A 23,988-nucleotide genomic window follows, 5' to 3' on the forward strand; every position below is an offset into this window, starting at 1 on the left:
GGCTTGTGACAAAAACGGCCGAGAACCGAGCTCTGCGATTCGCCTTTGCGACGGCTTTGGCCTTGGCAGTGGCTTACGCGTTTGGCTTTCCTCTGCCATTTATTGCGCCACTCTTTGTGGTGTTCTTGAGTGCCATGCCGGGGCCACCCATGGGGCCAAAAGGCCTCCTGGGCTTGCTGCTCATTATGATTGTGTCGCTCACCGTGGGTGTACTGCTCATCCCGCTGATTCGCTATTACCCGGTGAGTGCGGTACTGATCGTTGCTGTGGGCCTCTACTTTTCCATGTACCTGACGCTGATTCATGGGAAGCGCTTGCTGGGTACTTTTTTAACCATCGGTTTTACTTTGATTTCAGTCGCCGGCAGCGTCGACTATCTGCTGGCTACGACGGTGATTAAGTCTCTGGCGCTGGGAATATTTTCGGCGGTGCTCTGTCAATGGATCGTCTATCCGTTCTTTCCCGAGCAAGCCACGAGCGCAACGCCTCAGGAAGCTGCCAGCGGTGAATCACAGTCTAATTGGCTTGCTGTGCGAGCGATGCTAATTGTAATGCCGGCGTATTTGCTGGCGCTTACCAATCCATCGCAGTATTTGATGACGATCATGAAGTCAGTGTCCCTTGGCCAGCAAACCTCCGCTATGGACGCGCGGCACGCGGGGCGGGAACTTATTGGGTCGACTTTTGTGGGTGGGATCATGGCCGTAGTTTTTTGGAAGCTGCTTTCTATATCTCCGACCTTGTGGATGTTCTCCCTGTGGATGTTTGTTTTTGCGCTGTACACATCGGCAAAGTTGTACGGGTTTCTCAAGACCCGCGTGGCCCCATCATTTTGGATTAACGCCCTGGTGACGATGCTCATTCTGCTTGGGCCGGCGGTGGAAGATTCCGCCAATGGGAAGGATGCCTTCGCGGCTTTCTTTCAGCGCTTCGCGACGTTTGTGGCGGTGACGCTTTACGCTTGGGGCGCCTTGGCATTTTTGGAAAGTTGGCGTACTCGACGTCTTGCTAAATCTAAGACCGCGAATCCGTCCCCGGGCTAGCTCTCGCTGTCCCCATAGAAGGCAACTCTGGATATGGCTACTCTCACCGCGCCGGGTGAACCGATGGCGATCAAACCGATACGTCGAAGGCTGCGAGTATCCAATGCCTGCTCAAGCCTATGCGGTGTGAAAGCCGTAAAGGGGAGATAGTGAGTGTGCCAATGGCTGTCAGTATCGACACTGCACCTGTAGCTCTGCCAGGGCTGCTGCGTATCACCCGTGCGGAGATTTAGCGCATAGGAACGTCCATCGCCGGTAATACTCACTGCAATACCGGCAGCTGCGCTGGCATTGAGGAATTGCCCCGTGGCTCCAAGGTCGAGAGCAGCTTGAATAAATCCACCGTTGTTCTCGAGACTAACGCTGCCCCTTAGTACCAGCGCTTGGCGGCCTTCCACAGATTCATGGTGCGCAAGGCCCTGAGAGATACCTCCCATGACGGTGTCACTGACATACTGCCAACGCTGCCCGTTACTTGCCGTCTGAGCGTTGCTGAAGTCGTCAATCAGGAATATCTCATCCATCGTTGTAGCCGTAGTTGTAGCCGTAGTTGTGGCCATAGTCTGCAAACTCTCTTCGTGCTTTTAGTGATTAGCTCGGGTCTATTGTCACTGAGCCGCGCACTGTATACGCTCCAAGTATCGCCGCGGCCGTGCTTACGTTATTAATCGTGAAGCATAAAGCTTTCCTGGGCGATGACCCCTCAATGAAAACATAAAAGGATTCATCCCATGACTCAGTCTCTTTCATTGCCGGGCAAACTTGCCCTTGGCGCCTCGGCATTGTTTGGCCTGCTTTACCTGAGCTTTGGTCTGGCGTGGCTTGGAGCACCCTCGGTAATCGCTGGCGCCCTCGGTGCCTCATTGTTGCAGGGGACCGGTCTTTCTACTCAGCTTGGAGACAGTGCCGCGTTCTTCCTTTGTGCCGGGCTGTTTATGCTCTATGGCGTTATCCGCCGACATCCAAGTTACCTGATGGCCGGCGCGCTATTGATCGGTCTGGTGGCTCCCGCGCGTATCGTCGCTTGGCAGGTCCACGGAGCGGCTTTGACTGTGGAGCCCATTGTGGCCGAGATTATTACGTTTCTTGTTGTGTTTGCAGCAGCACGAGCGGTCAGCGCGAAATAGTTCTCCCCGAGAAAGCCTTTGAACTATCTCGCCCACGCGCTTCTCGCCGAGCCTTATGCGCATAGCCTGATCGGCAACATCGCCGGTGATTTGGTAAAAGGGCCCTTGCATCGGCATAAGCTCCATCCCCGGGTTGCCGATGGGGTACGTCGCCATCGGCGTGTCGATGCTCTGACTGATAGCCACGAGGCTTATCGTTCCCTGAGACTACTTTTTCCTGAGGATCAGCGGCGGTATTCCGGACTGGTGTTGGATGTGCTCTTTGATCATTACCTTGTGCGTCATTGGCAGCGCTTCAGTGAGTGGCAGCGAGATGCCTTTTTGGAGGGTACCTATCGCGTGCTTCGAGAAAATCCACAGTTGCTTCCCACGGGCCTTGCCCTCGTCGCCGAGCGCTGGACCAACGCTGACTGGTTAAGGGTTTATGAAACCCGAGAGGGGGTCGTGGCCGTGCTGGAGCGCCTCTCTTTACGCCTCAAACGTCCTGTTGCCTTGGCTTCGATGTTAGACGTTGCCGACATGCACGGGCCTGACTTTGATTGGGGTTTCCTCCGCGTGTTCACCGATGTACAGCGCACGATTAATGCCCAATGACTGACGGCAGTTCCCGCCGCTATCGCTATGACCGCTCCTATGACCCGATCCACGACTCTTGCCATAACAAGCCCCGACAAAGGATTACTAGATGACACTTACCGCTGAGCTCAGTCTCTATCCTCTGAATGCAGAGTACATCCCTGTTATTCAGTCACTTATCGATGAACTCAACACGCGAGAAGGTCTAAAAATTGTGACAAATGCCATGAGTACCCAGATACAGGGCCAGCATCAAGCTGTCATGAGTGCGGTAAGTGACACGCTCTTAGCTAGTGCGGAACGTTATGGCCCCTCGCAGGTATTGGTCTGCAAATTCATACCGATGGCACTGGACATAGCCTAGGGCGCCCTTGGGCCAGGGTAATGTTGGAAGATATCCAAGGCCCATGAGCTCGTCACGCTCAGTAGTCGCTCGGAGCTGGCGATACCGTCCAACGATGGATCGCTGGGAGCCAGTACATTAAAAATGTGGTCCGCAGCAGCCAAAAGAACGACCTGGCTCATGGGGTGACTAGAGGTTTGCACCAAATCCACGCTCTGCTGAAAAGGAACGGTCGTGTCGCCTGTGCCAGCGATGGAAAGAATCGGCCCCGAAAAATCCTGCATGTCGTTCAGAGTTTGCTGCTCATCGATTTCTTTGAACCACTGAGCGCTAAATCTCAAGGGCTCGGGAATCCAAGGAAACGCCACCGTGGCGTAGCCCGTTTTCATGGCAACGGCATAATGTGCGTCAAAAAAACGCGCGAAGCTGCCACGACCATTTGCAGCAGCTGTCGACCAGGTGGCAAGAGCGAGCGCCTTTGGTTCCTGTAACACCAGGCGCTGGGCAACCAGTCCTCCCTGACTAAAACCCAGAACCACAATTTGATCACCATCGACCAGCGGGTGCTCTGAAAGAAAATCAAACGCAGTCTGAGCGTCTTTGGTGGCGCCGCTAAGACTATAGCGCTGGTGATCTACCTTGCTCTCCCCGGAGCCAGCAAAATCAATCCTCAAAGATGCGATGCCGGCTTTTGCGAGGCGCTTAGCAAGTTTCAGATACAGATCACCCACTTCATTCTTTTCTGATGCAGTGCCATGCAATAGCAGTAATGCGGGCGAGGGCCTTTCGGCGGAGACAGGGCGCGAGAATACGCCGGGTACAGCGTACTCTCCGTTTGATAGCGATACGGACTCCTCAGCGTTAGCGCTAGGGAGTAAAGCAAAGGCGATCAAAGCAATGAGTAACTTACTGATGGAGATATACCGCATGAACAGTAACAGCCCATGTTGCTGTAGGAGTCTTGCAATATAACGCGAGGAAGCGAGGTGACGAAATTCCCCGCGACGATAAGCTGGCGTAGAATGCCGCGCATGAGTGATCAGTACCTCCATGTAAGGCGGGGAATCTTCGAAAGTATTCCTCTCTTTATTCCCGCGATCCCCTTTGCGCTGGTGTTCGGCGTGGTTGTGGGAGAGTCGGGTATCGCTCCCTGGCTTGGGTGGAGCTCATCGCCTCTGATGTTTGGCGGCGCCGCGCAAATCACTATTGTTACTTTGCTCGGCGAAGGTGCCTCTGCTGCCGCCGCTGTAACCGCCGCTCTTATCGTTGGCGCCCGGCACCTTTTGTATTCCGTGAGCATCGCGCCGAGATTTCAGGGGCAACCGACCTGGTTTCGCTGGGTCGGCCCTTACGTGCTCATCGATCAGGTATTCGCCTTGGCGGTCTTGCGCAAAGACGAGGAGCCCGCCGCCTTCCGTGCTTACTTTTTGGCCGCAGGCTTTACGTTTTGGGGATTGTGGATGGTCTGCACTGCGCTGGGCTTGTTCATTGGTCCTCTTGTGCCCGCGGGTTGGGGTATTTCTTTTGCGGCGCCGGTTTTATTCACTGCCTTGCTGGTTACCGCCATTGATCGTTGGGAGAAGCTTGTTGTTGCGCTGCTATCCGGAGCTTTCACAATGCTCTTCGCCGATATGCCCAATCGATCGGGGCTCTTATTGGGTGCAATGCTTGGCGTTTTACTGGGGCTGCTCCTGGAAAGCCGGCGACAGCGCTCGTGAGCCAGTTTTTTGCTATTTTGCTCGCAGGGATCGGTACCTATTTGAGCCGTGCGATTTTCGTGATCGCATTAGCGGATCGATCATTTCCTCCCTTGGCGCTTCGAGCTTTGGAGTATGTCGCTCCTGCGGTGATGGGAGCACTTATCGTATCAATGCTCACAAGCACCGACGGACAAGTACGTATTGCAGGGCCAGAGATGGCGGGCTTGTGCTCCGCGGCGTTGGTTGCCTGGAAGACACGCAATCACATCTTCACCTTAATAACGGGGATGGCGGTCTTCTGGATAGTCGCCGCGCTGTTAAGCACGTGGTGACAGAGAACGACTAGCGATTCAGCACCGTCAACACTTCAACGTGGGGTGTCTGGGGGAATAAGTCCAAGGGTTGGACTTCTTGTAATTCAAATCCATGAGTCAAAGCTACTTTTAGATCTCGCGTAAGCGTGGCGGGGTCACAGGAAACATAAATAACTGTATGTAACTGTTTTGCGAGTGCCAGATAGTCCGCGAGATTCTTAAGGCCCTCCCTTGGTGGGTCCAGGAGCAACAGTCCCGCTCGTGAAAGCTGTGCCGAGAGCTCCTCTGCACTGCCAATGCGATCTAAGTCACTGCAATGACCAGAAACCCCTGGCAAGGCTTTATCCTTGAGGCTTTCGACCGCGGGTCGAAAGCTGTCCACAGCATAAATGTCTTTGCAGCCAGCGTTCACTAGTACCTCGGTGAAGTTTCCGGACCCTGCAAAAAGCTCCAGAACAGGATCCTGCGGATTTAGAGAAGTGATTCGCTCTGTCAGCCAATCACGCATCCGCTGGTTTTGCGCAGTGTTCCCTTGACGAAAGGGTCGACGTTGATTGACGACGACTTCCTCTGCAGTGATGTCATCGTCGAAATCGAGTGTCGACCACTGCTTTCCCCGACTCGGCTTCCAGGAGTGGTTGGGGAGTTTCCCTCGGAGATTCTTGAGGGTCGAGCGATTTTTTTCATTCAGCACCAAACAGTCGCTGGCTTCGGCGATTTCACGGGAGTTGCCCGCAACATAGCCTAAACGCTTACCGTCAGTCTTTAGCTGTGCTCGATTGCGGTATCCCAGTTCTTCCGGAGACGCCCAGATGCTGGCTATCTCCAGTTTCTCGTTCAGCGCTTGAAGCGCTTTCTTGACGAGCTGTTGTTTGTTCTTTAGCTGTTCGCAATAGTCCATGAACAGCCAGGGGCAACCGCCACAGGCATCGTTTGTAAATCCGTGATGAGGGCAGGGTGATGGCCTGCGTCGAGGCGATACTTCGTTGAGAGTAAGCACCCGCGCAAAGCCCATTCGGCCCTTGAGGCCTGTGACTTCAAACAGACCCTGTTCGCCTCGCCAAACGCCCGGCACGAAAAAGACACGGCCATTGGGGTGTGCAACGATTCCTTGACCATCACTACTCAGGTCGCGGACTTCGCCTTCGAATCGCTGGCCGGGTCTTAGCTGATCGCGTTTTGGAGCTTTGGTTTTTGGGCGTTTGAACAAGCTTGCCTCCTATACGGAAAACAAACTTACCATGCTAGGAGCAGTGGGGGCGGGATAGGGAGCCTCCGGGTATCGAAATACCCGAAGGCTAGCTTTCTGGCGCAGATGTTTAGAAGGAGTAAGACCCGGTTACGCCATAAGTACGAGGGGGCAACATCGATCCAACGCGCAGGGAATTGTACAAGGGCGCCGTGATGATGTTGTTGGAGATGACCTCTTCGTCGCTGAGGTTGCGACCCCAGAGGCTGACCATCCAGCGGCCTTCGGCACCAAAGCTGTAGTCAGCGTTCGCGTTGATCAAGCCGTAGCCTTTCTGGTACGCATCGTTTCGGTTCCACTCTGTGAAGTACACATCGTCTTGATAGTAGCCCTCGCCGCGAAGCCGCAAGTTACCGTCTCCAAGCGCAGTCTGATAAGTCACTCCTAACTTGAACGTGTACTCTGGTGCGTTCGGCAGCGTGTTACCGCTCAAGTCCGTCGGTTCAAAGCCGTTGGCATAGTCACCGTTAATGAACTCTTTGTACTCCGCGCTCAGGTAGGTTGCGAACAGATCAAAACTTAAGGCATCCGTCATCGCGTAGTTTAGTTCAAGCTCTGCTCCGTAGTTTTCAGCTTCTGCAGCGTTGATAGTGCTCACCGTGCTGGTTTCGTCGACAAAGGAGATTTGTACATTCTGGTAGTCATAGAAGAAGGCAGCCAGAGCGTAGGTCATACGCCCGTCACTACTACTGCCTTTGTATCCAACCTCGAAGGCATCAACGGTTTCGGGATCAAGCGGTGGGCTAAGGCTACCGGTGTTGATGACGCCGGACTTGAACGCCTGGTTGTAAGTCGCGTACATCAAAGTGTCATCGCTAGGACGATACTCCAGGGTTACCCGCGGTGTGATGTCGTCCCAGTCAGCTTTTGCGTCGGTGGGGACATTGAGTCCGGCAGCATCAAAAATGAAAGCGCCGGTGCCCTCGCGTTCTTCATAGTTGTACCGGGCGCCTGCGATGACCGTGAATCGATCACCTAGAGGCACGGTGAACTCTACAAACGCGGCATAAGCAGTAATATCAACGTCGCCGTCCTGGAGATATTTTCCACTGTTTAGAAAGTCACCTATCGGTGTTCCGCAGGTGGCTGGCGCTGCAAACTCGCAAAAGTTTGTGAGGGGTACAAACACCTCACCAAAGAGATCTTCCTCAAAGTACATGGCTCCAGCCAAGATACTGTAAGTGTCACGTTCTACATTCAGAGTGAATTCCTGTCCGAAGGAGTCGCTCTCTTCGGTGTAGTTATTCTGCCCAAACAGATCTACTTCGGTGGAGTCGAGATCGTCCCTAAGGAAGCGGTCCATGTTCTGCGCCGACGTTGTGGAGCGCAGAGATACACGATCCGAAAACTGGAAGTTGAGGATCATGTTGGCCATAAATCCCTCACGGGTATTGATGGCTTCCTGATCCGAGTAGATGTCATATAGCGTCCCGCCGACATCAAAGATGGTGCTGCCACCGAGAGCGGTTACTGCGGGAGGTAAGCCGCCAGCCGTTCCTGCCGATGGACCGAAGTAGTGAAACGCATAGTTGTTGTCATCTTCCTCGTAGTATTGGTAAGACAAGGTGGCGTCCCAGTTGGCATCAGGGTTGTAACTCAAGGTGGCACGATAGGCCTCTGCATCGCGATCGTCGACGTCATTGCCTGTGAACAGATTACTGCCGTAACCATCGCGACGTTCGATCTTTGTGGCTAAACGTAAGGCCAATGCGTCCGAGATAGGCAGGTCCACCGCACCTTCCAAAGTACCCATGCTGTAGTTGCCAGCTGTGAGGTTTAGATAGCCGCCCATTTCACTGCCAGGCTTTGCTGTGACTACATTGATAGCACCAGCAGTCGCGCCTCGTCCGTAGAGCGTACCTTGAGGCCCGCGCAGGACTTCTACTTGTTCGAGATCAAACATGCCGACTAGCTGTGCCGCGGGACGTGGAATAATTGCGCCGTCCTGAAGGATCGAGACCGCTCCCTCGCCACCGATATCGATACTGGTCATACCGATGCCACGCATAAAAATTCGGGCGAAGCCAAATTGATCTCCGATGGATAGGTTGGGAACTTCTGTGTACATATCGCGGACGGTTTGTACGCCGCCGGGGCCGATAGCATCTGAACCAATAACGTTGGCCGCCACCGACAGGTCTGAAAGACTCGAGTTACGCTTCGTGGCTGTGACCACGACTTCCTCGAGTACATTCTGAGCCATAAGGCTCGGTGAGATGACTGCGGCGGCCACGGCCGCGGCCAGTACTTTGTAAGCTGTGCTTTGCATGATGTTTCCCTGCCCTGTTATTAGTTATGGGTTTGCACGGGTGTGTCTTGCGTGTTGCCTAACTGTAATTTATTACTTGCTGTTGATTAGCTGCCTAGCGCCTCCCGTTTAACTTTGATACCTGCCGCTTCTCTGTCCCAGGTATCACTGGTTACAGCTTCTCCTCGAAGAAGATGTTTCAAGACCTTTGCTGATGGTGTTTTGGGTAGTTCATCCATGATGCGGATGTAGCGGGGGACCATGAAATAGGCCATGCGCTCGATAAGAAACCGTGTGAGTTCCTCGGGATCAATGCTGTGTCCTTCCACCGGAGCCACGCAGATCATGACGTCGTCCTCACTCAGGTCGCTGGGCACGCCATAGGCGGCGGCTTCGCGAACTGCCGGATAGGCGACAACTTCGGCTTCAACTTCAAAGGATGAAATATTTTCTCCCCGTCGTCGGATAGCGTCTTTGCGCCGGTCGACAAAATAGAAGTAGCCTTCCTCGTCTTTACGGAAACAGTCACCTGTGTGAAACCAACCGTTGCGCCACGCCTCAGCGGTTGCTTCAGGGTTTTTGTAATATCCGGAGTTCATGCCCCAAGGGCGATCCGTGCGAACTAGCATCTCACCGATTTCGCCGATGGCTACTTCGCAGTCGTTCTCGTCCACAAGGCGAACGTCAACGCCATCTCGTTTTTTACCGCAGGTGCCGCGGCTCGTGGGGTTGGGGTCAGAGACTATGGGCGAAGAGATCTCTGTCATGTTGAAGATCGTGTAAATATCGATCCCGAACCGCGTGTGCAGCTCTCCTGCGGCTTCAGTCATGGGCACCATGAACGCCAGTCTCAGGCTGTGATCTTTGTCCTGGGATGAGGGTGCTTGTTTGAGTAAGAAAGTGGCCATTACTCCAAGTAAGAATGCTGCGCTGGTTTTGGTCTCGCGTACGAAAGGCCAAAAACGCTCCGTATCAAAGGTTTCCATTACCGCGATGGATCCCCCTCGCGCGAGCATCACCGAGATAATGCCCATGCCGCCAATGTGGAACAAAGGCATGTTAATGAGGAAGCGATCGCTACCATTTACGAAGTGCCATGTTTCAGGGCCGGCGTTGGTAAACAGGTGCAGATAAGAGGACAACACGCCCTTTGAGGGGCCCGTGGTGCCCGATGTGTAGATGATTGACTGGTTGTCCCAGGGCTCGATGGGGCGCTCAAGTTCGGGAAGCTCACTCTCCAGTCCCGTTAGTTGCTCAAACGCCTCGCAAGGGAGCGCGGAGTTTTGTGCTTCGCCGCCCACAGACACTACAGCCGTAAGTTGTGCGGTGTCGGCGTCAGCGAGCCTTGGAACCAGGTCTTTGTGCGCGACAAGTAGCGCAGCATCAGAGTTATTAAGAACGTGCTCCAGAAGGCTGCCTTTATAGGCCGTGTTAAAGGGGACAAAAACAGCGCCAAGATAATTGATGGCAAAGAAAGTGAGAATCCCTTCTCGTCCACCGAATAGCCAAACCGCTACGTGATCGCCCTGAGAAACGCCCCGTTTTGCTAGTCCAGCCGCGACGCTTATGACTTTCTCGCGCAGTTCCTGGTAGGTCCAGGTATCACCGTTTTCAAAGATGGCGTAGACGGTGTCAGGTGTTTCGACAGCCCAACGGTCAATGAGGTACCTGACCACGCATTCTTCTCTTGGTGGCACCCGGGAGTCCTGATGGCCATCGCTCACTGCATTCACAACGCTTTCCTCTACGGCTTGATGCTCTTTATGGGGGTTGCTGATGTTTTGTCTATAGGGCCCTGAGATTTTGTACGGGACTCAAGATCCAGGGTCTCGGTGCGAATCGGCGAGTGCACAATGCGTGCAACGTTCTGTATGAGAGTTGCCAGCACCTCTGTCTCTGACCAATGACCGCCGGGCGTATACCAGAGCGCTACCCAGCTCATCATTCCGCCGATAGTGGTGGCGGTAAGACCAGGGTTGTCGACGGTGAAATCACCGGATTGGCTACCCTCGAGCAGTAGCTCAGCAATGCGGTGGTCGAAAAGCGAGCGCAGCTCACGAATCTCTCTGGCGGCCGAGCCGTCTAGGTTCTTCTCTTCACGAAGATAGACGACGATGTTCTCTTCGTTGTCCAAAATAAGACGCGTAACGTTATCTACGATGAGCTTCAAGCGATCCCAGGGCGACCCCGGCGATGCGAGGCACTTATCTAATGCTTCGAGAGATAGGGAGATGCCTAACTTGGAGATGTCGAAGAGTATCTCGCCCTTGTTTTTGTAATAGCTATAGATAAAGGGTTTGGTAACTTTTAACCGATCAGCAATGGCGTCAATAGTGGCGCTTTCGTAGCCCTGCTGAAAAAATAGGTGTGCAGCTTCTTCGCGAATCCGTCTGCGCTTGAACGTAGCGAGCTCGCCCTTGAGTCCGCTGTTGTTGGGCTCTTTTTTCACCGCTGAAGCTTGCGTTGCCAATGCCCGGTTTATCCCGCAGCCAGCTTGAGCGCGGGTAACACGTCTTCGGCTTTTTCTACGGTACGTGGGTTCGTGCGTGCCCAGAAGTCATGCATGGTGTTTTCGGCGACCAGAGCGTGGTCGCTTTCGTTAACACCGACAGCGGTCAGTGAGCGAGGCATTCCCAGACTCGTAATAAGTTCATCGACGATCACCGATGCTGGGTCATTCGGGCGACCGAAGGCGCGACTAATACGCTTCTGACGCTCGCCATTTACAGGCTCATTAAACGCCAATACCGCCGGTGCCATAACGCAAGAGCAATAGCCGTGGGGTACGTCAAAACTGCCGCCCAGCACGTGGCCAATGGCATGGCTGAGTCCCATGGGAACACCGCCAACGATCGGCACCATGGATTGCCAAGCTCCGACCTGGCACTTCAGGCGCGCATCCAGATCCTGGGGGTCAGCTTTTACGCGCGCTAAACCTTCGCTGAGCAGTTCCAAAGCGCTCGCGGCCATGCCGTCTGCGAAGTAGTTTGATTCGAAGGAGGCGAGAGCCTCCAATGCGTGATCAACAGAGCGCACGCCTGTCGACAGCCACAGCCACTCTGGTGTGTGCACGGTTAAGGCTGGATCCAGCACTACCGTAACGGGGGCCATTAATCGTGTTTCATAGCCTTGCTTGAGTTTGGCTTTCTCGTCCGTCGCACCGCTCAAGGGGTTGAACTCACCCCCGGAAAGTGTGGTGGGACAGATGATGGCGCGCACGTCGGGGCCATCGAAAACTGGTTTCACAACTTCACCCTCGTCGTTAACGTAAACACGGTAGTCATCCATGTCCTCGTGGGTGAGGATATTGTGCTTTAAGCAGATGGTGACGATTTTTCCTGCATCAGTAACGGAGCCGCCGCCGACGGTCACTACCAGATCGGCGTTAACTTCTCGCGCCATCGCGGCAGCTTCCAACACGGCGCCTCGGGGCGCGTGTGGGGGCATGCCGTGGTAGGTCGCAGCTACTTTACTGCCCAGAGCCTTACGGATCTGGTCGATCTCATCGGTTTTTTCCAGGAGCGTAGAGCTGACCAGCAAGAACACGCGCTGGGCGCCCAAACGCTCAGCCTCCTGCGTAATGGCGGTAGCAGCACGCTCGCCCATGTAAACCTTTTCTGTAGCTGTCAGATCGAGAGCCGAGGGAGACACCATTGCTGATTCCTTATATTTGTTTATGTCAGCGCTTGCGGTTAGATAGGTAGAGTAATATTTTCTTATTAACAGTCAAGTAAATATTTATTCAGTAGACAGGGGCGGACAGCCGGTAGTATCTTCTCTTGCCTGTAGCCATCAAATAATGAATAAGTCAGGGCGTTTTATGCAGCAACCACCCGATGATTCCCGCGACTGGGTGAGTGCCTCGGGCATTCCTCTCAAAAGCTATTACATGGCCGATGACATTCCTTCGGCGCATCAGAAAGTGCTGAATTCCGCACCGGGGGAAGCTCCCTTTCATCGCGGTAGTTATCCAACGGGCTATCGAACCAAGCCTTGGCGGATCTTCCAGCTCAGTGGTTTTGGAAAACCCGAAGACGAAAATGAGCGGATTCAGTTTCTGCTGGAGCAGGGCGAAACAGGCTTCATCATGGAGCACGACCGCAATACCGCTGATCACCTCTATAACGTGGACCACCCTGAGGTTTTGGCTCGGCGCGAAGACGTGGGTCTGACCGGTGCGGTGATGCAAAGCATCCGCGATATCGATATCTGCATGAAAGATCTTCCCATCGAGACTAGTTATGGACATGCAGGGGGCGCCGTAGTACAGCACGCTCCCTTTGCACTCGCCGGGTACTGGAGCGTTGCCAAGCAGCGAGGCTATGATTTGGCGCGCCTTCCGGGGACCGGCCAAAGTGATTTCTTTCTCACGTATTTAGGTTGTGTCACCAAGCAGCAAATTCCCACGGACGCGGGACTGCGCTTTAACGCAGATATTATGGAGTTTTGCGACCAACACCTGCCGCGCTGGGTCCCGGTATCCATTGCTGGGTACAACGGTGCGGACAGCGGCCTGAACGCCCCCCAGGAACTAGGTGCACTGTTTGCGAATGCTGTGGAGTATCTCGAAGAGATTAAACGCCGCGGAACCATGCCCATTGCACGAGCGGCTAGAGCCTGTGGTGGCGTCAGCTTTCGCATGTCCATGGACGTCTTCGAGGAAGCGAGCAAGCTGCGCGCCGCGCGGCTCATGTGGACGCAGCTACTGAATGAGCGCTACGACGTCCACGACCCCAAAGTTAGTAACCTGCGTATTCATTGCGTGACAGCAGGTTCGCGCATGACCTACCAGCAACCGATCAATAACATTGTCAGAGGCACTCTGATGGGTTTGGCAGCTGCCTTGGGCGGCGTTCAGTCCCTGGGCGTGAGCGGGTATGACGAAGCGCTTTCGATTCCCTCGGAACATGCGCATCAGATGTCAGTTCGTATTCAGCAGGTACTGCAGGAAGAAACCAACATCGCCGCGGTTACCGACCCTCTTGGAGGCTCCTACTATGTCGAAACTCTGACTGCGCAGTTGATTGAGCGCGCCTGGGCGTTTTTTGAAGAAATTCAGGAGCAGGGAGGCTTTCTGGCCGCCCTGGATAGCGGTTGGATGCACCAAAAAGCCGCAGAGAACCAGCATCGTGAATTTATGGCGCAGAGCGACGGTACGCAGAAGATTATCGGTGTCACTGATCACACAGACGACATTTCACCGTACGAGGTTGACGGCTTTATGGGTGTGGATGATGCCTTTGATGTAGCTCTTGCACGCCTCGAAGAGGTCAAGCGAACCCGACATGAAAAAGCGGCAGCAAGCGCTATGCGAGATCTGGAGGCCGTGCTACGAACCTCGGACAATATTATGCCAACGATGATGAACGCCCTTGAGTCGGAAGTGACCTTGGGTGAGGTCGGTGATATTTACCGCGAGGCGTTTGGTGACTGGGCCACACCCATACAGACCTGAGGATAAGAAATGGCGGACACTGGAAAACGTATTCTCATGGCCAAGACAGGCCTTGATGGTCATTGGCGTGGGCCGACTATTGTCGCCACGGCACTCCGCGACGCGGGCTTTGAAGTCATTATGATTGGAATGGCGCGATCAGATGAGGTACTGCAGGCCGCGATCGACGAGGATGTTGATTTGGTCGGACTGAATATTGGTGGGCACATTGATGTCGCGCTACGTGCGGTTGAGACCGTGCAGAAGGAATGCGAAGGCATGCCCATCTTTTGCGGTGGGGTGGTGCCGCCCCACGCAAAGCGCCGTCTTGAGGCTCTGGGCGTCGAAGTGTTCCCGCCCGGGTCCCAGTTGCCGGATATAGTCGACTCGGCGCGCCGACTAACGGGTATTGCCTAAGCGTTTCGCGCATGGCCTCGTCATCGGACACGCTTGAGAGCAGGCTGAAGGAGGCCGAGGGGGGCGATCGTAGAGCCCTGGCGCGCTTGATCAGTGCCATCGAGCGAGGAGAGCGATTGCCCGGTATTCCTTTGGGGGATGTCGAGGATGCGTCTCGGCTCTGCGTGGGGATCACCGGTGCTCCCGGCGCTGGAAAATCCACGCTGGTGAGCGCGCTCACCGAGGTGCTGTTGAAGAGCGCGTCTTCAGCCGCAGTGCTGGCGGTGGATCCTTCTTCTCCTATAAGTCGCGGCGCACTACTGGGCGATCGTGTACGCATGCATCAACACGCGACCCGACCCGAAGTGTTTATCCGGTCCATGGCAACCCGTAGTCATCACGGTGGCTTGGCCGGCGCGACTCAGGCATCTCGCCGCCTTTTGCAGCATTGCGCCTGGCCTTTAGTGATTATAGAGACGGTGGGTGTTGGGCAGGTAGAGCTGGACATCGTGAACACCGCCGACATTGCCGTGGTGGTCCTTAATCCCGGCTGGGGTGATGAGATTCAGGCCAACAAAGCGGGCCTGATGGAAATCGCGGATATCTTCGTTATCAACAAAGCCGATCGACCGGGACTGGAATCGACCCGCCGGGACATTGATGGGGTAATCATGGCCAGACCTGAGTCGCAGCGACCCCCGGTCATTGAGACGGTTGCTACGGAAGATACGGGGATTGAAGAGCTGGCTCAGGCGATCGCCGAGGTACGGCAATCCCTGGCGGCCTCGGGCGAGCTCGCGCGTCGCCGTTACGCCCAGTTGGGAATGGAACTATCGCAACAAATGAATCGACGTTTTGCCAGGGAGCTGGCAGGCTATGAATCCAGCGATGCTTTTGCCGGCGGGATAGCGTCCCTTGCCAGGGGTGACGTTAATATCGAAACGCTCATTGATGAGATGCTACCTGCGGTGCTGAAGTTCCGCAGTGATGCTTAGCATTCGCTTCCCATCACCGAAGAGTCCTGACTTATGACTAACAGCCCCCTGATCATCGAGCGTCAAGATGCGCTGCTTACCGTAACGCTCAATAGTCCGGAAAACGGCAATGCCCTAAGCACAGCAATGGTGGACAGTCTGGTGTCCTGTTTTGAGGGGCTCATGTACGACGAGTCTGTTCGCGTGGTGATTCTTAGGGCTGAGGGAAAACACTTCTGTAGTGGTCTCGATCTGAAAGACCCTGGTATGTCGCCGCGAGAGCGAACCCCCGGGGCCTTGTGGGCAATACAGCGGTCCATCGGGCGAATCTATCCTGCTATGCGTCGTTGCCCCCAGCCCATCGTGGCAGCACTGCAGGGGGCAGCCTGCGGCGGGGGCTTCAGTCTGGCTCTGGCGGCGGATGTTCGCGTGGGCAGTACAGACCTTAAAATGAACGCGGCTTATCTCAATATTGGGCTGACCGGCTGCGATATGGGTAGTAGCTATTTTCTCCCCAGACTGATCAATGCGTCTATCGCATCGCAGCTATTGCTCACGGGGGAGTTCCTCAAGGCCGAGCGCGCTTACGAACTGGGACTGATTGCGCATGTGCTTGAGCGCGACGAACTCCTTGGCGCGGCGCAGGCCTATGCGGATACTATGCTGCGGGCCGCGCCCATGGGATTGCGGCTGACTAAAGAGGCGCTGAATCATGCATTGGACACCCAGGGGCTGGAAGCCGCTATGGCCATGGAGAATCGTCACCAGAGTTTGCTGGCCATGAGCAACGATGCCCGGGAAGCGATTCATGCCTTCAGAGAAAAACGCGCGCCGATCTTTACCGGTGAATGAATAACTACTGCAATTGCACCTAACTCTGACATCAATCTCATTTAACCCACACATCAATCCCAACTCAATCTGCACAGTAATGGAGAATAACTTTGGACATGCAAAAACTGTTTTCATTGGAGGGGCGCGTAGCGCTGGTTACCGGTGGATCACGCAACCTCGGAAAGACAATCGCCGCAGCCTACATTGCCCAGGGTGCGACGGTTTACATCAGCTCACGCAAGGCCGCGGATTGCGATGCCACGGCAGAGGAGTTGGGCCCTAACTGCCATTCTCTTCCCCAGGATGTATCGACAGTGGCGGGTTGCCAGTCTGTAGCAAAGGCCTTGAGCGAGCGAGAGCAGAGGCTGGATATTCTGGTCAACAATGCGGGCGCAGCCTGGGGACAGCCGTTCGAAGAGTTTCCGGAGAAAGGCTGGGACAAGGTGATGGATCTGAACCTCAAGTCGCCTTTCTTTTTGACCCAGGCCCTGCACGAAATGCTCAAGGCCGGCGGTGCGAGCGGTTCTCCCGCCAAGGTAATCAACATCACCTCGATTGATGGTCAGCGCCTGAACCCCTGGGAGACTTATAGTTACCATGCGTCGAAATCCGGTTTGATCTATTTGACCAAACGCATGGCCGCAAGGCTCGTAAAAGACAACATCATTGTTACCTCTATCGCCCCCGGAGCATTTGCCTCAGATATGAACAAGGCGGCTCGGGATCATGGTGATGAGATCGGTAAGAGCATTCCTTTGGGGCGTATTGGCACCGATGAGGATCTCGCGGGTACAGCGATTTACCTTGCCAGTCGCGCCGGTGACTACGTCGTCGGCGACACCATCACCATCGATGGTGGCATAGTGCATGCTGCAGTTGGGCAGAGCATCGATGTCTGATTCTGTGGTGGAGGCACCATCACATGGGGAAGTCAGTCAGGTTGTCGAAGATGAGCGAGCGCGTGTCTTTGCGTCTTTGGCTAGCGCTTTTTCTGCAGACCCCCTGATGCGTTGGTTTTTTCCGGAAGCTGCGGATTATCTCGAAGCAGCAACCGGTGATTTTTATGACGCCTTTGGCGGTGGCGCGATTGCTGCGGGTACGGCCTACCGTACTCCTGGCTTCGAAGGGATAGCCCTGTGGTACCCCCCGGGGCTAGGGCCTGACGAGGAGCGCCTCGTCGAGAGTATGGTCACTACCGTACGGCCATCTATTCATGAAGACTGTATCGGCCTGATGGGAGAAATGGAAAGATATCACCCCAAGGATGATTGCTGGTACCTGGCGGTCCTGGGTGTAGACCATGCGTATCAGGGGCGCGGGCACGGTGCTCAATTGATGAAGCATGCTCTAGCTAAAATCGATGATTTGGGTGCCAAGGCTTATCTGGAATCATCGAACCCTCTCAATATATCGCTTTACAAGCGCCATGGCTTCGAGGAAATGGGTACTATCCAAAGCGGGTCTTCTCCTGCGGTCGTGCCTATGCTGAGAGAGGCCAGGGTGTGAATCACTCAGGCTCATCCGGGTTTTCCCGCCGAGGCTTTATTCAAAGCCTGGCGCTAAGCAGTCTTGCTGTGGGGCCTGCAGCGGGTGCTGCAGCTCCAAAGACAAGTCAGACTTCAAAGCTGGAGGAGCTTGGCAAAGGGCTGGGCGAAAATTTTATTGTTGAAGCTGGGTGGATACTCACCGAAACCCAAGGTGAGTTGAAGCTCGTTCGTAATGGGCAGGTCTTAGTACGCCGCGGTGTTGTTGAGGACGTGCGAGAAGGCGTGTTTACTGACGCCCTGCCGAGGCTGAAGCTGCCAGGGCAGCTGTTGCTCCCAGGGTTTATTTCTGGCCATACCCATTGCTGTAGTGCCACTCCTACCCGAGGAATCATCGAGGGCCCACGCTCTTATGCGCGTCCGCTGGAACTCGTTGAGATGCTCTCGGATGACGAGATGGATGCGCTTACCGCACTCAATTTGGCGGAGCTTTTGCGCTCAGGGTGCACAACGCACCTGGAGATGAGCCTGAGTCTTCGTCAGGCGGAGAGTTACGTTCGTTCCGCTGCGCCCTGGGGCGTCCGCGCCTATCCCGGTGCGATGATTCCCGGTATCGAGCGCTTGTTTGGCATTTGGTTTCGCGCCGATGATCAAGTCCTTATGGACTCAGAGCAGGGCACCCTCGAGGAGATCGCCGCAAACCTGGCGTTTTGCAAAGCGCACATGGGCAAAGGCAATGGCCTGATTAACCCCATGATCTCTCCTCACGCCTGCGACACGCAGACACCGGCCACCATGCGCGCAATAGCCGATGCAGCTAAAGAGCTTGGTACGGGTTTACACATTCATCTCTCGCAGGGTCAGCGGGAGACCGATACGGTAAAGCGCCTTTGGAAAAAGACGCCGACGCAGTGGATGGAGAGCTTCGGTATGCTCAGTGACGGGCCGGTGTTCGGCGCGCACATGAGTGGTTTGGACTGGACAATTGATCCACCCATTCTGAACAAGTATGGAGTGGTCTACGCCCATTGCCCCTCGGGCGGGGGCGCGGGTAACGGCACACAGCCCTATCCCGAAGCGCTTGCGGCAGGCATGGCAGTGAACATCGGCATCGACACTCACTCCAACGACTACCTCGAGAACCTCAAGCTAGCGGTGCTTTACGGGCAGGCGCGACACGAGCTTCTCGGTGAGTTGAACCCGGATCGAGATAGCCAGCGTCCCACGGTCTGGAACGCCGTTGATGGCGCAACGCGCATCCCGGCGAAAGGCCTGGGTCGCGATGACCTGGGTGTAATCAAAGCTGGGGCGCAGGCTGATCTGGTGTCCATAGAAGTGTCCAGCATGCTCAATGGTACCGGCGCCCTACCGCCGGAGCCGCTGAACAATCTGCTTTATGCCAACGGCCGCATGGTGCGTACTGTGATGATCCGTGGGCGTATTCAAGTGCGCAATGGTCAGTTTGTCGCGGATGATCCTCAGGGGGTTCTCCACGCAGGCGGCGAGGTCGCCAGGAAAATCTGGCGTCAACTTGATCAGGAAGACTGGTTTACGGCTACACCTCGCTAGCTTTGGGTGACGAGCTACGTTGCCATGATTGAGCGGCTGCGCTAGCTTGCTTATTCGAGACCAGTGAATCGGAGGAGCAAGATGCAGGTATTTGGGGCAGGCGTTGGACGAACAGGCACCATGTCTTTGCGAACGGCACTTCAGCAACTCGGATTGGGGCCGTGCTATCACATGGATGTAGTGCTGAGTGATCCTCCCATTCATGTGCCTTTGTGGAATGCAGCAGTGGCGGGAAAGCCCGATTGGACCACCATCTATGAGGGACAGCAGTCGGCAGTGGATTGGCCAACGGCTTCGTTTTATCCCGAGCTACATGCAGCGTATCCTAACGCAAAGTTTGTGCTCACCCACCGAGATCCAGATTCCTGGGTGGCGAGTATTGGTGAAACAATCTTCGCTGCCTTGTTAAGTCGTGAGGATGCCCCGGTCGAAGTTCAGCCGTGGTTGGACATGTGTATGAAGGTCATAGCTCGTTCGGGCTTAGATCCCGCTATGAGTAAAGACGAGTTAGCGGCTAGATTTGTCGCCCACACTGATGCCGTCAAAGCTGCGATACCCGCCGAGCAATTGTTGTTGTTTCAAGTGAAGGAAGGTTGGGGGCCTTTGTGCGATTTTTTGGGCGAAGAAGCACCGGCAACGGAGTTTCCGCGCACCAATGATCGAGCGCAGTTCTGGCAGCTTATGGAAGATGGAGGCGCGACGGTCGAGGAATCACACCCCGATTAGATCTGCTGCCCCGAGTTATTGCGATGCAGCAACCAATCCCGTCACTGGATCGAGCAGGCAAGCACTTTCGTGGGCTTCGCCTATGCTTTGAGTCGCTGGATAGCTTTGACTACACGCTGGCTGCGCAACCGGGCACCTCGGATGAAAGTGACAGCCGCTCGGTGGTGCGATAGGCGACGGAACGTCTCCCACGAGTATCTGCCTGTCATGACTTCTGTGAGGATCAGGGATCGGTATCGCCGAGATGAGACTTTTGGTGTAGGGGTGGCTGGCGTTCCGATACAAGGTCTCTGACTCTGCAGTTTCAACAATCCGGCCCAGATACATTATTGCTACGCGGTCGGAAACGTGTTTTACCACTGCTAGGTCGTGCGCGATAAACAGGTACGCAAGATTGAACTCCTGCTGTAGTTCTATCAGAAGATTTAGTATCTGACTCTGAATAGATACGTCCAGCGCCGACACCGGCTCGTCACAGATAATCAGTTGAGGGTTTAGTGCGATAGCGCGAGCGATGCCAATACGTTGTCGCTGCCCCCCAGAGAACTCAAAGGGATAGCGGCTCACCGATCGTGCCGGTAATCCCACAATATTGAGTAGCTCTCGAACCCGTTGTTTACGCTCGGAGCTATTTCCGCCGATTCCCTGGATGATCATGGGCTCTTCGAGAATCTCGCCCACGGTGTGTCGTGCATTGAGCGACTCCATGGGGTCCTGGAAAATCATCTGGATGTTCTGTCGCAAAGGGCGCAGTTCACGGGGTTTGAGATGCGTTATGTCCTGGCCTGCGAAACGAATGCTGCCTTCCGTGGGCTTGTATAGACGCACGAGGCAGCGACCAAGGGTCGACTTACCGCAGCCCGATTCGCCGACAAGCCCCAGGGTTTCGCCGGGATTGATATGCAAAGAAACCCCATCGACTGCCCGGTTGGCCACACTGGAGCGCATGAATAGGCCCTCCTTGACCGGAAAATGCATGCGCAGATTGTCAACTTCCAGAAGCGGTGTCATAGCGCTTGCCACTGGTGGCAGCTCACTTGGTGCATACCTTCTATAGATTCCTCGGACGGAGGTGTCTCCCGGCACTTGTCCGTCGCATTCGGGCAACGGTTTTCAAACCGACATCCCTTGGGTAAATCCCGTAAACCGGGAACCATTCCGTCAATCACATTCAGTGTCGATTTGGGTGTGGTTTCCAAGGTTGGTATGGACCGCAGCAGACCCTGGGTGTAGGGATGGGAAGGGCGATCAAAAATGTCGTAGACAGTGCCTTTTTCAGCAACTTTACCCGCATACATCACAACAACCTCGTCGCAGGTTTCTGCGATCACACCTAAGTCATGAGTGATCAGCATGACCGACATGCCCATGTCACTCTGAAGCTCCTTAATGAGTTCCAAAATCTGTGCCTGAATAGTGACGTCTAGAGCTGTCGTGGGTTCGTCGGCGATGAGGAGGGCGGGCCCGCAGGCCAGCGCTATGGCGATGACGACACGTTGGCGCATACCGCCGGATAACTGATGCGGGTACTCCCCCATACGCACTTCTGGAGACGGAATCCCGACCTTGTCGAGAATCTTTACTCCTTCGAGAACTGCATCTTGCCCGCTCAAACCTTTGTGGAGTCTGAGTCCCTCGGTCAGTTGGCGGCCAATAGTGTGCACGGGGTTTAGGGCTGTCATAGGTTCCTGAAACACCATGCCGATTCTGTTGCCGCGCACAGATTCCATTTCTTCAAAGCTCAGGCTTGCAAGGTCTTGCCCTTCCAAACGGATGGCGCCGCCGACCACCCGGCCCATGGGCTGTGGTAGTAATCGCATAATTGACAGCGCGGTCACACTCTTTCCGCAGCCTGACTCGCCCACGATGCCAACGGTCTTTCCAGGGTCTACCGTGAAACTAACGCCGTCGACAGCGCGCACGACGCCTTCGTCCGTTTCAAACTCAGTGACGAGTCCATCGACCTCCAGTATGGGTGTATCAGCCAAGAGTTATGGCTTCCACTGGTCGTAAACATCGATCATAGGAGGAAAAGTCTTCCCGGATTTGCGTGCCTCGAGGACTTCCTTCTTTAAATCTGTATCGATCCAGTGCACCCAGAGATCGTCTATCTGAGAGATGTGCTTGTGATTAAAGTACTCCGGATAGCGTATCCAACGCCATCGACCGAGGCGCGCTGTTGGTTGGTACCAGCCGGGAGAGAACGATGCATGGTCGTGGTGTAGATTCAGGATCTTGTGAGACAGCTCTATCATCTCGTCTTTGTCTTGAGACGCTCGATACTGGTCAATGAGGCCATCCATCTCGAAGTTGGCGAATGTTTCGAGATTATTGGTTTGGGTCTTCAACTCACGATCTGGATTGACGCTCCCGTCTTCAAGAAAAGCATCGTCATAGGCGTTGTCGGAATGGTAGTGCTCCCAATACCTAGGGTACATCTCAAGAAAGCGTCCGAAGGCAACAAGGTGAATTTCGTGTTGCTTCTCTTGCACCTTCTTCCAGCCGGTGGTGCTGTCGAGAACTTCTATGCGAAGCTCGAGACCAGCTTTCACGGCTTCCTGCTTCAGGATCGTCATTACGTCCGCCAGGTTTTCGTAGCCGGTGGATAAAGTGAAGGCGAGCTTTTGTCCTTCAGAATTGGTTAGGATTCCGTCAGGACCGCGCTCGGTAAAACCAGCGGCGGCAAAGTAGTTCTGCGCCTTTTCGATATCAAAGGCTCGGGGTTCGATGCTGGGGTCGTTGAACTCCGAAAACCCTTCGTTGGCGGTTTTCAAGCGCACCGCATCCCCACGGAAGTACTGATCTATCACCAATTGCCAGTTGCTTGCATGTTGGATGCCCAAACGAACATTCAGGTCATCTAGTAATGGCTGGGATGTGTTCATCCAGAGCCCATAGGGTGGACGAGGATAGTCGTTATAGAACGCTGATTTAGCGATGTAACCTGCCTGCACATCAGGATCGGAGTCAGGCAATTTCTCGTACCAGTACTCCGAGAGAGCCAGGCCAAACTGATCAATGTCGCCGCGCTTGAAAGCTTCAAATCGCTTAGGGGTGTCTCGAATGACATTAAATTGGACTCGGTCGGGGTTAAAGCGATATCTAAAGTGCTTTTTGTCTTTAGCCCACCAGTCTTTGTTGCGGGTTAGGACGATAGATCGGCCTTTCTTTAAGTCACCATCGCGAAGAACGTAGGCACCCGTGGTGGGTGTGAACTTCCATTGGTAGCGCTCAAGATAATCATCACCGAGCTCCTTAAAGTGGTGCTGGGGGCGAGGATGTAGCTCAAGAACTCTCGCAGAGTAATCAGGTTTTGCTGATGCCGTGGTGATCGAGAAGGTACGGTCATCGTAGCGGGTGATGTTTGTGTACTGTGTGCTGTACCAGTTGTTGTACCAAGGCGCCCGGATGTATTCGGATTTGTAAAACCAAAACATGAAGAAAAAGTCGCCGGTGGTTACTGGTTCTCCATCGGACCATCTGGCAGCTGGGTCCAGCTTTACGTACACCGTAGAGTTTTTCGGGTCTAAAGCCCAGGATTCGGCGAGAGCCGGATAAAACTCACGCTCGTCCGGATGCAAGTGGGCGATGAGCGTTACAACATCGTCGAGTATGTACGGCCGGAACGCCCCGTTTGAGTCGGGCCCGGCGGTCCGCAATGTTCTTGGGAAATCCGGAAGAGCAATGTAGCGGGTACCGCCTTTCTTAGCTTCCGGGGAGCCAATCTCTGCTAGCTCTGATCCGTTTTCCCAGACGAGGCCATCAGGCAATTCTTCAAGTGTTTTGAATTGATAGAAGTCGGGTTCTGCAGCGTAGGCCGCGTTGACTTCTTCGGTGTTATCTATCGCTGGCGCGTTTGCTGCTTCGTCCCCGCCATCGCTCTCACCGCCGCAGCCCGCTAGTGCTAGTACTGCAAGGATTAAAAGCCACTTAGATGAAGATCGTTGTTTCATAGACAATGCTCTTTTGAA

24 protein-coding genes are annotated in these 23,988 nt (G+C 54.7%); 14 read left to right on the plus strand and 10 right to left on the minus strand.

Translation table 11 applies throughout. From position 1 onward, the window contains the following. Positions 1–5: 5 nt before the first annotated feature. Complete coding sequence (locus AB8B76_RS00440) at positions 6–1,043, plus strand: DUF2955 domain-containing protein (RefSeq protein ID WP_405268648.1); 1,038 nt, start codon at positions 6–8, stop codon at positions 1,041–1,043. On the opposite strand, the gene AB8B76_RS00445 is transcribed toward AB8B76_RS00440, so the two are convergent. Further along, positions 1,040–1,603: a CIA30 family protein gene (locus tag AB8B76_RS00445; RefSeq protein WP_405268651.1), complete on the minus strand. Its 564-nt coding sequence runs from the start codon at positions 1,601–1,603 to the stop codon at positions 1,040–1,042. The two genes, AB8B76_RS00440 and AB8B76_RS00445, sit on opposite strands and share 4 nt — an antisense overlap. 171 nt (positions 1,604–1,774) lie before the next feature. Here AB8B76_RS00445 and AB8B76_RS00450 point away from each other — a divergent pair, with 171 nt between their 5' ends. The 3 genes from AB8B76_RS00450 (at position 1,775) to AB8B76_RS00460 (ending at position 3,110) form a co-directional block, all read left to right on the plus strand. Continuing rightward, on the plus strand, positions 1,775–2,170 hold the full coding sequence (locus AB8B76_RS00450) for a hypothetical protein (protein WP_405268654.1): 396 nt from the start codon (positions 1,775–1,777) through the stop codon (positions 2,168–2,170). A gap of 18 nt (positions 2,171–2,188) precedes the next feature. Next, a complete protein-coding gene (locus AB8B76_RS00455; RefSeq protein ID WP_405268657.1) occupies positions 2,189–2,764 on the plus strand; it encodes an ACP phosphodiesterase in 576 nt (191 codons plus the stop codon). A 91-nt stretch (positions 2,765–2,855) separates the two neighbouring features. After that, positions 2,856–3,110 (plus strand): YkoF family thiamine/hydroxymethylpyrimidine-binding protein, encoded by a 255-nt coding sequence (locus AB8B76_RS00460; protein ID WP_405268660.1) that lies wholly within the window; start codon positions 2,856–2,858, stop codon positions 3,108–3,110. On the opposite strand, the gene AB8B76_RS00465 is transcribed toward AB8B76_RS00460, so the two are convergent. Beyond that, positions 3,107–4,018, minus strand: coding sequence for an alpha/beta hydrolase (locus AB8B76_RS00465; protein WP_405268662.1), 912 nt, complete (start codon positions 4,016–4,018; stop codon positions 3,107–3,109). The two genes, AB8B76_RS00460 and AB8B76_RS00465, sit on opposite strands and share 4 nt — an antisense overlap. Positions 4,019–4,075: 57 nt before the next feature. On the opposite strand from AB8B76_RS00465, the gene AB8B76_RS00470 reads away from it, so the two are divergent. After that, on the plus strand, positions 4,076–4,807 hold the full coding sequence (locus AB8B76_RS00470; RefSeq protein ID WP_405268665.1) for an AzlC family ABC transporter permease: 732 nt from the start codon (positions 4,076–4,078) through the stop codon (positions 4,805–4,807). Beyond that, positions 4,804–5,121 carry an AzlD domain-containing protein gene (locus AB8B76_RS00475; protein WP_405268668.1) on the plus strand — a complete coding sequence of 106 codons (318 nt, stop codon included), beginning with the start codon at positions 4,804–4,806 and terminating at the stop codon, positions 5,119–5,121. Before AB8B76_RS00470 ends, AB8B76_RS00475 begins: the two co-directional genes overlap by 4 nt. A 10-nt stretch (positions 5,122–5,131) precedes the next feature. Here the strand turns inward: AB8B76_RS00475 and AB8B76_RS00480 are convergent, their stop codons facing one another. The 5 genes from AB8B76_RS00480 to AB8B76_RS00500 form a co-directional block, all read right to left on the minus strand. After that, positions 5,132–6,313, minus strand: coding sequence for a class I SAM-dependent RNA methyltransferase (locus tag AB8B76_RS00480; RefSeq protein ID WP_405268671.1), 1,182 nt, complete (start codon positions 6,311–6,313; stop codon positions 5,132–5,134). Between the two features lie 109 nt (positions 6,314–6,422). Further along, positions 6,423–8,621: a TonB-dependent receptor gene (locus AB8B76_RS00485; RefSeq protein ID WP_405268674.1), complete on the minus strand. Its 2,199-nt coding sequence runs from the start codon at positions 8,619–8,621 to the stop codon at positions 6,423–6,425. Positions 8,622–8,707: 86 nt separating this feature from the next. Further along, positions 8,708–10,333 (minus strand): AMP-binding protein, encoded by a 1,626-nt coding sequence (locus tag AB8B76_RS00490; protein ID WP_405268677.1) that lies wholly within the window; start codon positions 10,331–10,333, stop codon positions 8,708–8,710. 11 nt (positions 10,334–10,344) lie between these two features. After that, positions 10,345–11,049: a TetR/AcrR family transcriptional regulator gene (locus tag AB8B76_RS00495; RefSeq protein WP_405268680.1), complete on the minus strand. Its 705-nt coding sequence runs from the start codon at positions 11,047–11,049 to the stop codon at positions 10,345–10,347. A gap of 29 nt (positions 11,050–11,078) precedes the next feature. Next, the gene (locus tag AB8B76_RS00500; RefSeq protein WP_405268683.1) at positions 11,079–12,254 is read right to left on the minus strand and encodes an iron-containing alcohol dehydrogenase; all 1,176 of its coding nucleotides are present in this window, start codon (positions 12,252–12,254) and stop codon (positions 11,079–11,081) included. 145 nt (positions 12,255–12,399) lie between these two features. Between AB8B76_RS00500 and AB8B76_RS00505 the strand changes: the two genes are divergently transcribed. The 8 genes from AB8B76_RS00505 (at position 12,400) to AB8B76_RS00540 (ending at position 20,017) form a co-directional block, all read left to right on the plus strand. Continuing rightward, positions 12,400–14,055, plus strand: a complete 1,656-nt coding sequence (locus tag AB8B76_RS00505; RefSeq protein WP_405268686.1) for a methylmalonyl-CoA mutase family protein — start codon at positions 12,400–12,402, stop codon at positions 14,053–14,055. Positions 14,056–14,064: 9 nt separating this feature from the next. After that, positions 14,065–14,451: a cobalamin B12-binding domain-containing protein gene (locus AB8B76_RS00510; RefSeq protein WP_405268689.1), complete on the plus strand. Its 387-nt coding sequence runs from the start codon at positions 14,065–14,067 to the stop codon at positions 14,449–14,451. Between the two features lie 11 nt (positions 14,452–14,462). Next, on the plus strand, positions 14,463–15,425 hold the full coding sequence (gene meaB, locus AB8B76_RS00515; protein WP_405268692.1) for a methylmalonyl Co-A mutase-associated GTPase MeaB: 963 nt from the start codon (positions 14,463–14,465) through the stop codon (positions 15,423–15,425). 33 nt (positions 15,426–15,458) lie between these two features. Then, complete coding sequence (locus tag AB8B76_RS00520; RefSeq protein ID WP_405268695.1) at positions 15,459–16,256, plus strand: enoyl-CoA hydratase/isomerase family protein; 798 nt, start codon at positions 15,459–15,461, stop codon at positions 16,254–16,256. Positions 16,257–16,354: 98 nt separating this feature from the next. Continuing rightward, complete coding sequence (locus AB8B76_RS00525) at positions 16,355–17,137, plus strand: SDR family oxidoreductase (protein WP_405268697.1); 783 nt, start codon at positions 16,355–16,357, stop codon at positions 17,135–17,137. Continuing rightward, positions 17,130–17,744, plus strand: coding sequence for a GNAT family N-acetyltransferase (locus tag AB8B76_RS00530; protein WP_405268699.1), 615 nt, complete (start codon positions 17,130–17,132; stop codon positions 17,742–17,744). The genes AB8B76_RS00525 and AB8B76_RS00530 overlap by 8 nt, the downstream gene beginning before the upstream one ends. Further along, a complete protein-coding gene (locus AB8B76_RS00535; RefSeq protein WP_405268701.1) occupies positions 17,741–19,291 on the plus strand; it encodes an amidohydrolase family protein in 1,551 nt (516 codons plus the stop codon). Before AB8B76_RS00530 ends, AB8B76_RS00535 begins: the two co-directional genes overlap by 4 nt. A gap of 81 nt (positions 19,292–19,372) precedes the next feature. Next, positions 19,373–20,017 carry a sulfotransferase family protein gene (locus tag AB8B76_RS00540; RefSeq protein WP_405268705.1) on the plus strand — a complete coding sequence of 215 codons (645 nt, stop codon included), beginning with the start codon at positions 19,373–19,375 and terminating at the stop codon, positions 20,015–20,017. A gap of 15 nt (positions 20,018–20,032) precedes the next feature. Here the strand turns inward: AB8B76_RS00540 and AB8B76_RS00545 are convergent, their stop codons facing one another. The 3 genes from AB8B76_RS00545 to AB8B76_RS00555 are packed head-to-tail and all read right to left on the minus strand — an operon-like array spanning position 20,033 to position 23,970. Further along, a complete protein-coding gene (locus AB8B76_RS00545; protein WP_405268708.1) occupies positions 20,033–21,028 on the minus strand; it encodes an ABC transporter ATP-binding protein in 996 nt (331 codons plus the stop codon). After that, on the minus strand, positions 21,025–22,005 hold the full coding sequence (locus tag AB8B76_RS00550) for an ABC transporter ATP-binding protein (RefSeq protein WP_405268711.1): 981 nt from the start codon (positions 22,003–22,005) through the stop codon (positions 21,025–21,027). Before AB8B76_RS00550 ends, AB8B76_RS00545 begins: the two co-directional genes overlap by 4 nt. Before the next feature lie 3 nt (positions 22,006–22,008). Beyond that, on the minus strand, positions 22,009–23,970 hold the full coding sequence (locus AB8B76_RS00555) for an extracellular solute-binding protein (protein ID WP_405268714.1): 1,962 nt from the start codon (positions 23,968–23,970) through the stop codon (positions 22,009–22,011). Positions 23,971–23,988 lie beyond the last annotated feature (18 nt).

This window comes from Congregibacter sp., from assembly GCF_045107095.1.
Classification (GTDB): Bacteria; Pseudomonadota; Gammaproteobacteria; order Pseudomonadales; family Halieaceae; genus Congregibacter.

Coding starts and splice junctions, on each gene's coding strand:
- AB8B76_RS00465 (WP_405268662.1), bottom strand. CDS start 4,018: ATGCGGTATATCTCCATCAGTAAGTTACTCATTGCTTTGATCGCCTTT.
- AB8B76_RS00485 (WP_405268674.1), bottom strand. CDS start 8,621: ATGCAAAGCACAGCTTACAAAGTACTGGCCGCGGCCGTGGCCGCCGCA.
- AB8B76_RS00450 (WP_405268654.1), top strand. CDS start 1,775: ATGACTCAGTCTCTTTCATTGCCGGGCAAACTTGCCCTTGGCGCCTCG.
- meaB (WP_405268692.1), top strand. CDS start 14,463: ATGGCCTCGTCATCGGACACGCTTGAGAGCAGGCTGAAGGAGGCCGAG.
- AB8B76_RS00505 (WP_405268686.1), top strand. CDS start 12,400: ATGAATAAGTCAGGGCGTTTTATGCAGCAACCACCCGATGATTCCCGC.
- AB8B76_RS00525 (WP_405268697.1), top strand. CDS start 16,355: ATGCAAAAACTGTTTTCATTGGAGGGGCGCGTAGCGCTGGTTACCGGT.
- AB8B76_RS00530 (WP_405268699.1), top strand. CDS start 17,130: ATGTCTGATTCTGTGGTGGAGGCACCATCACATGGGGAAGTCAGTCAG.
- AB8B76_RS00520 (WP_405268695.1), top strand. CDS start 15,459: ATGACTAACAGCCCCCTGATCATCGAGCGTCAAGATGCGCTGCTTACC.
- AB8B76_RS00460 (WP_405268660.1), top strand. CDS start 2,856: ATGACACTTACCGCTGAGCTCAGTCTCTATCCTCTGAATGCAGAGTAC.
- AB8B76_RS00445 (WP_405268651.1), bottom strand. CDS start 1,603: ATGGCCACAACTACGGCTACAACTACGGCTACAACGATGGATGAGATA.
- AB8B76_RS00540 (WP_405268705.1), top strand. CDS start 19,373: ATGCAGGTATTTGGGGCAGGCGTTGGACGAACAGGCACCATGTCTTTG.
- AB8B76_RS00510 (WP_405268689.1), top strand. CDS start 14,065: ATGGCGGACACTGGAAAACGTATTCTCATGGCCAAGACAGGCCTTGAT.
- AB8B76_RS00545 (WP_405268708.1), bottom strand. CDS start 21,028: ATGACACCGCTTCTGGAAGTTGACAATCTGCGCATGCATTTTCCGGTC.
- AB8B76_RS00500 (WP_405268683.1), bottom strand. CDS start 12,254: ATGGTGTCTCCCTCGGCTCTCGATCTGACAGCTACAGAAAAGGTTTAC.
- AB8B76_RS00555 (WP_405268714.1), bottom strand. CDS start 23,970: ATGAAACAACGATCTTCATCTAAGTGGCTTTTAATCCTTGCAGTACTA.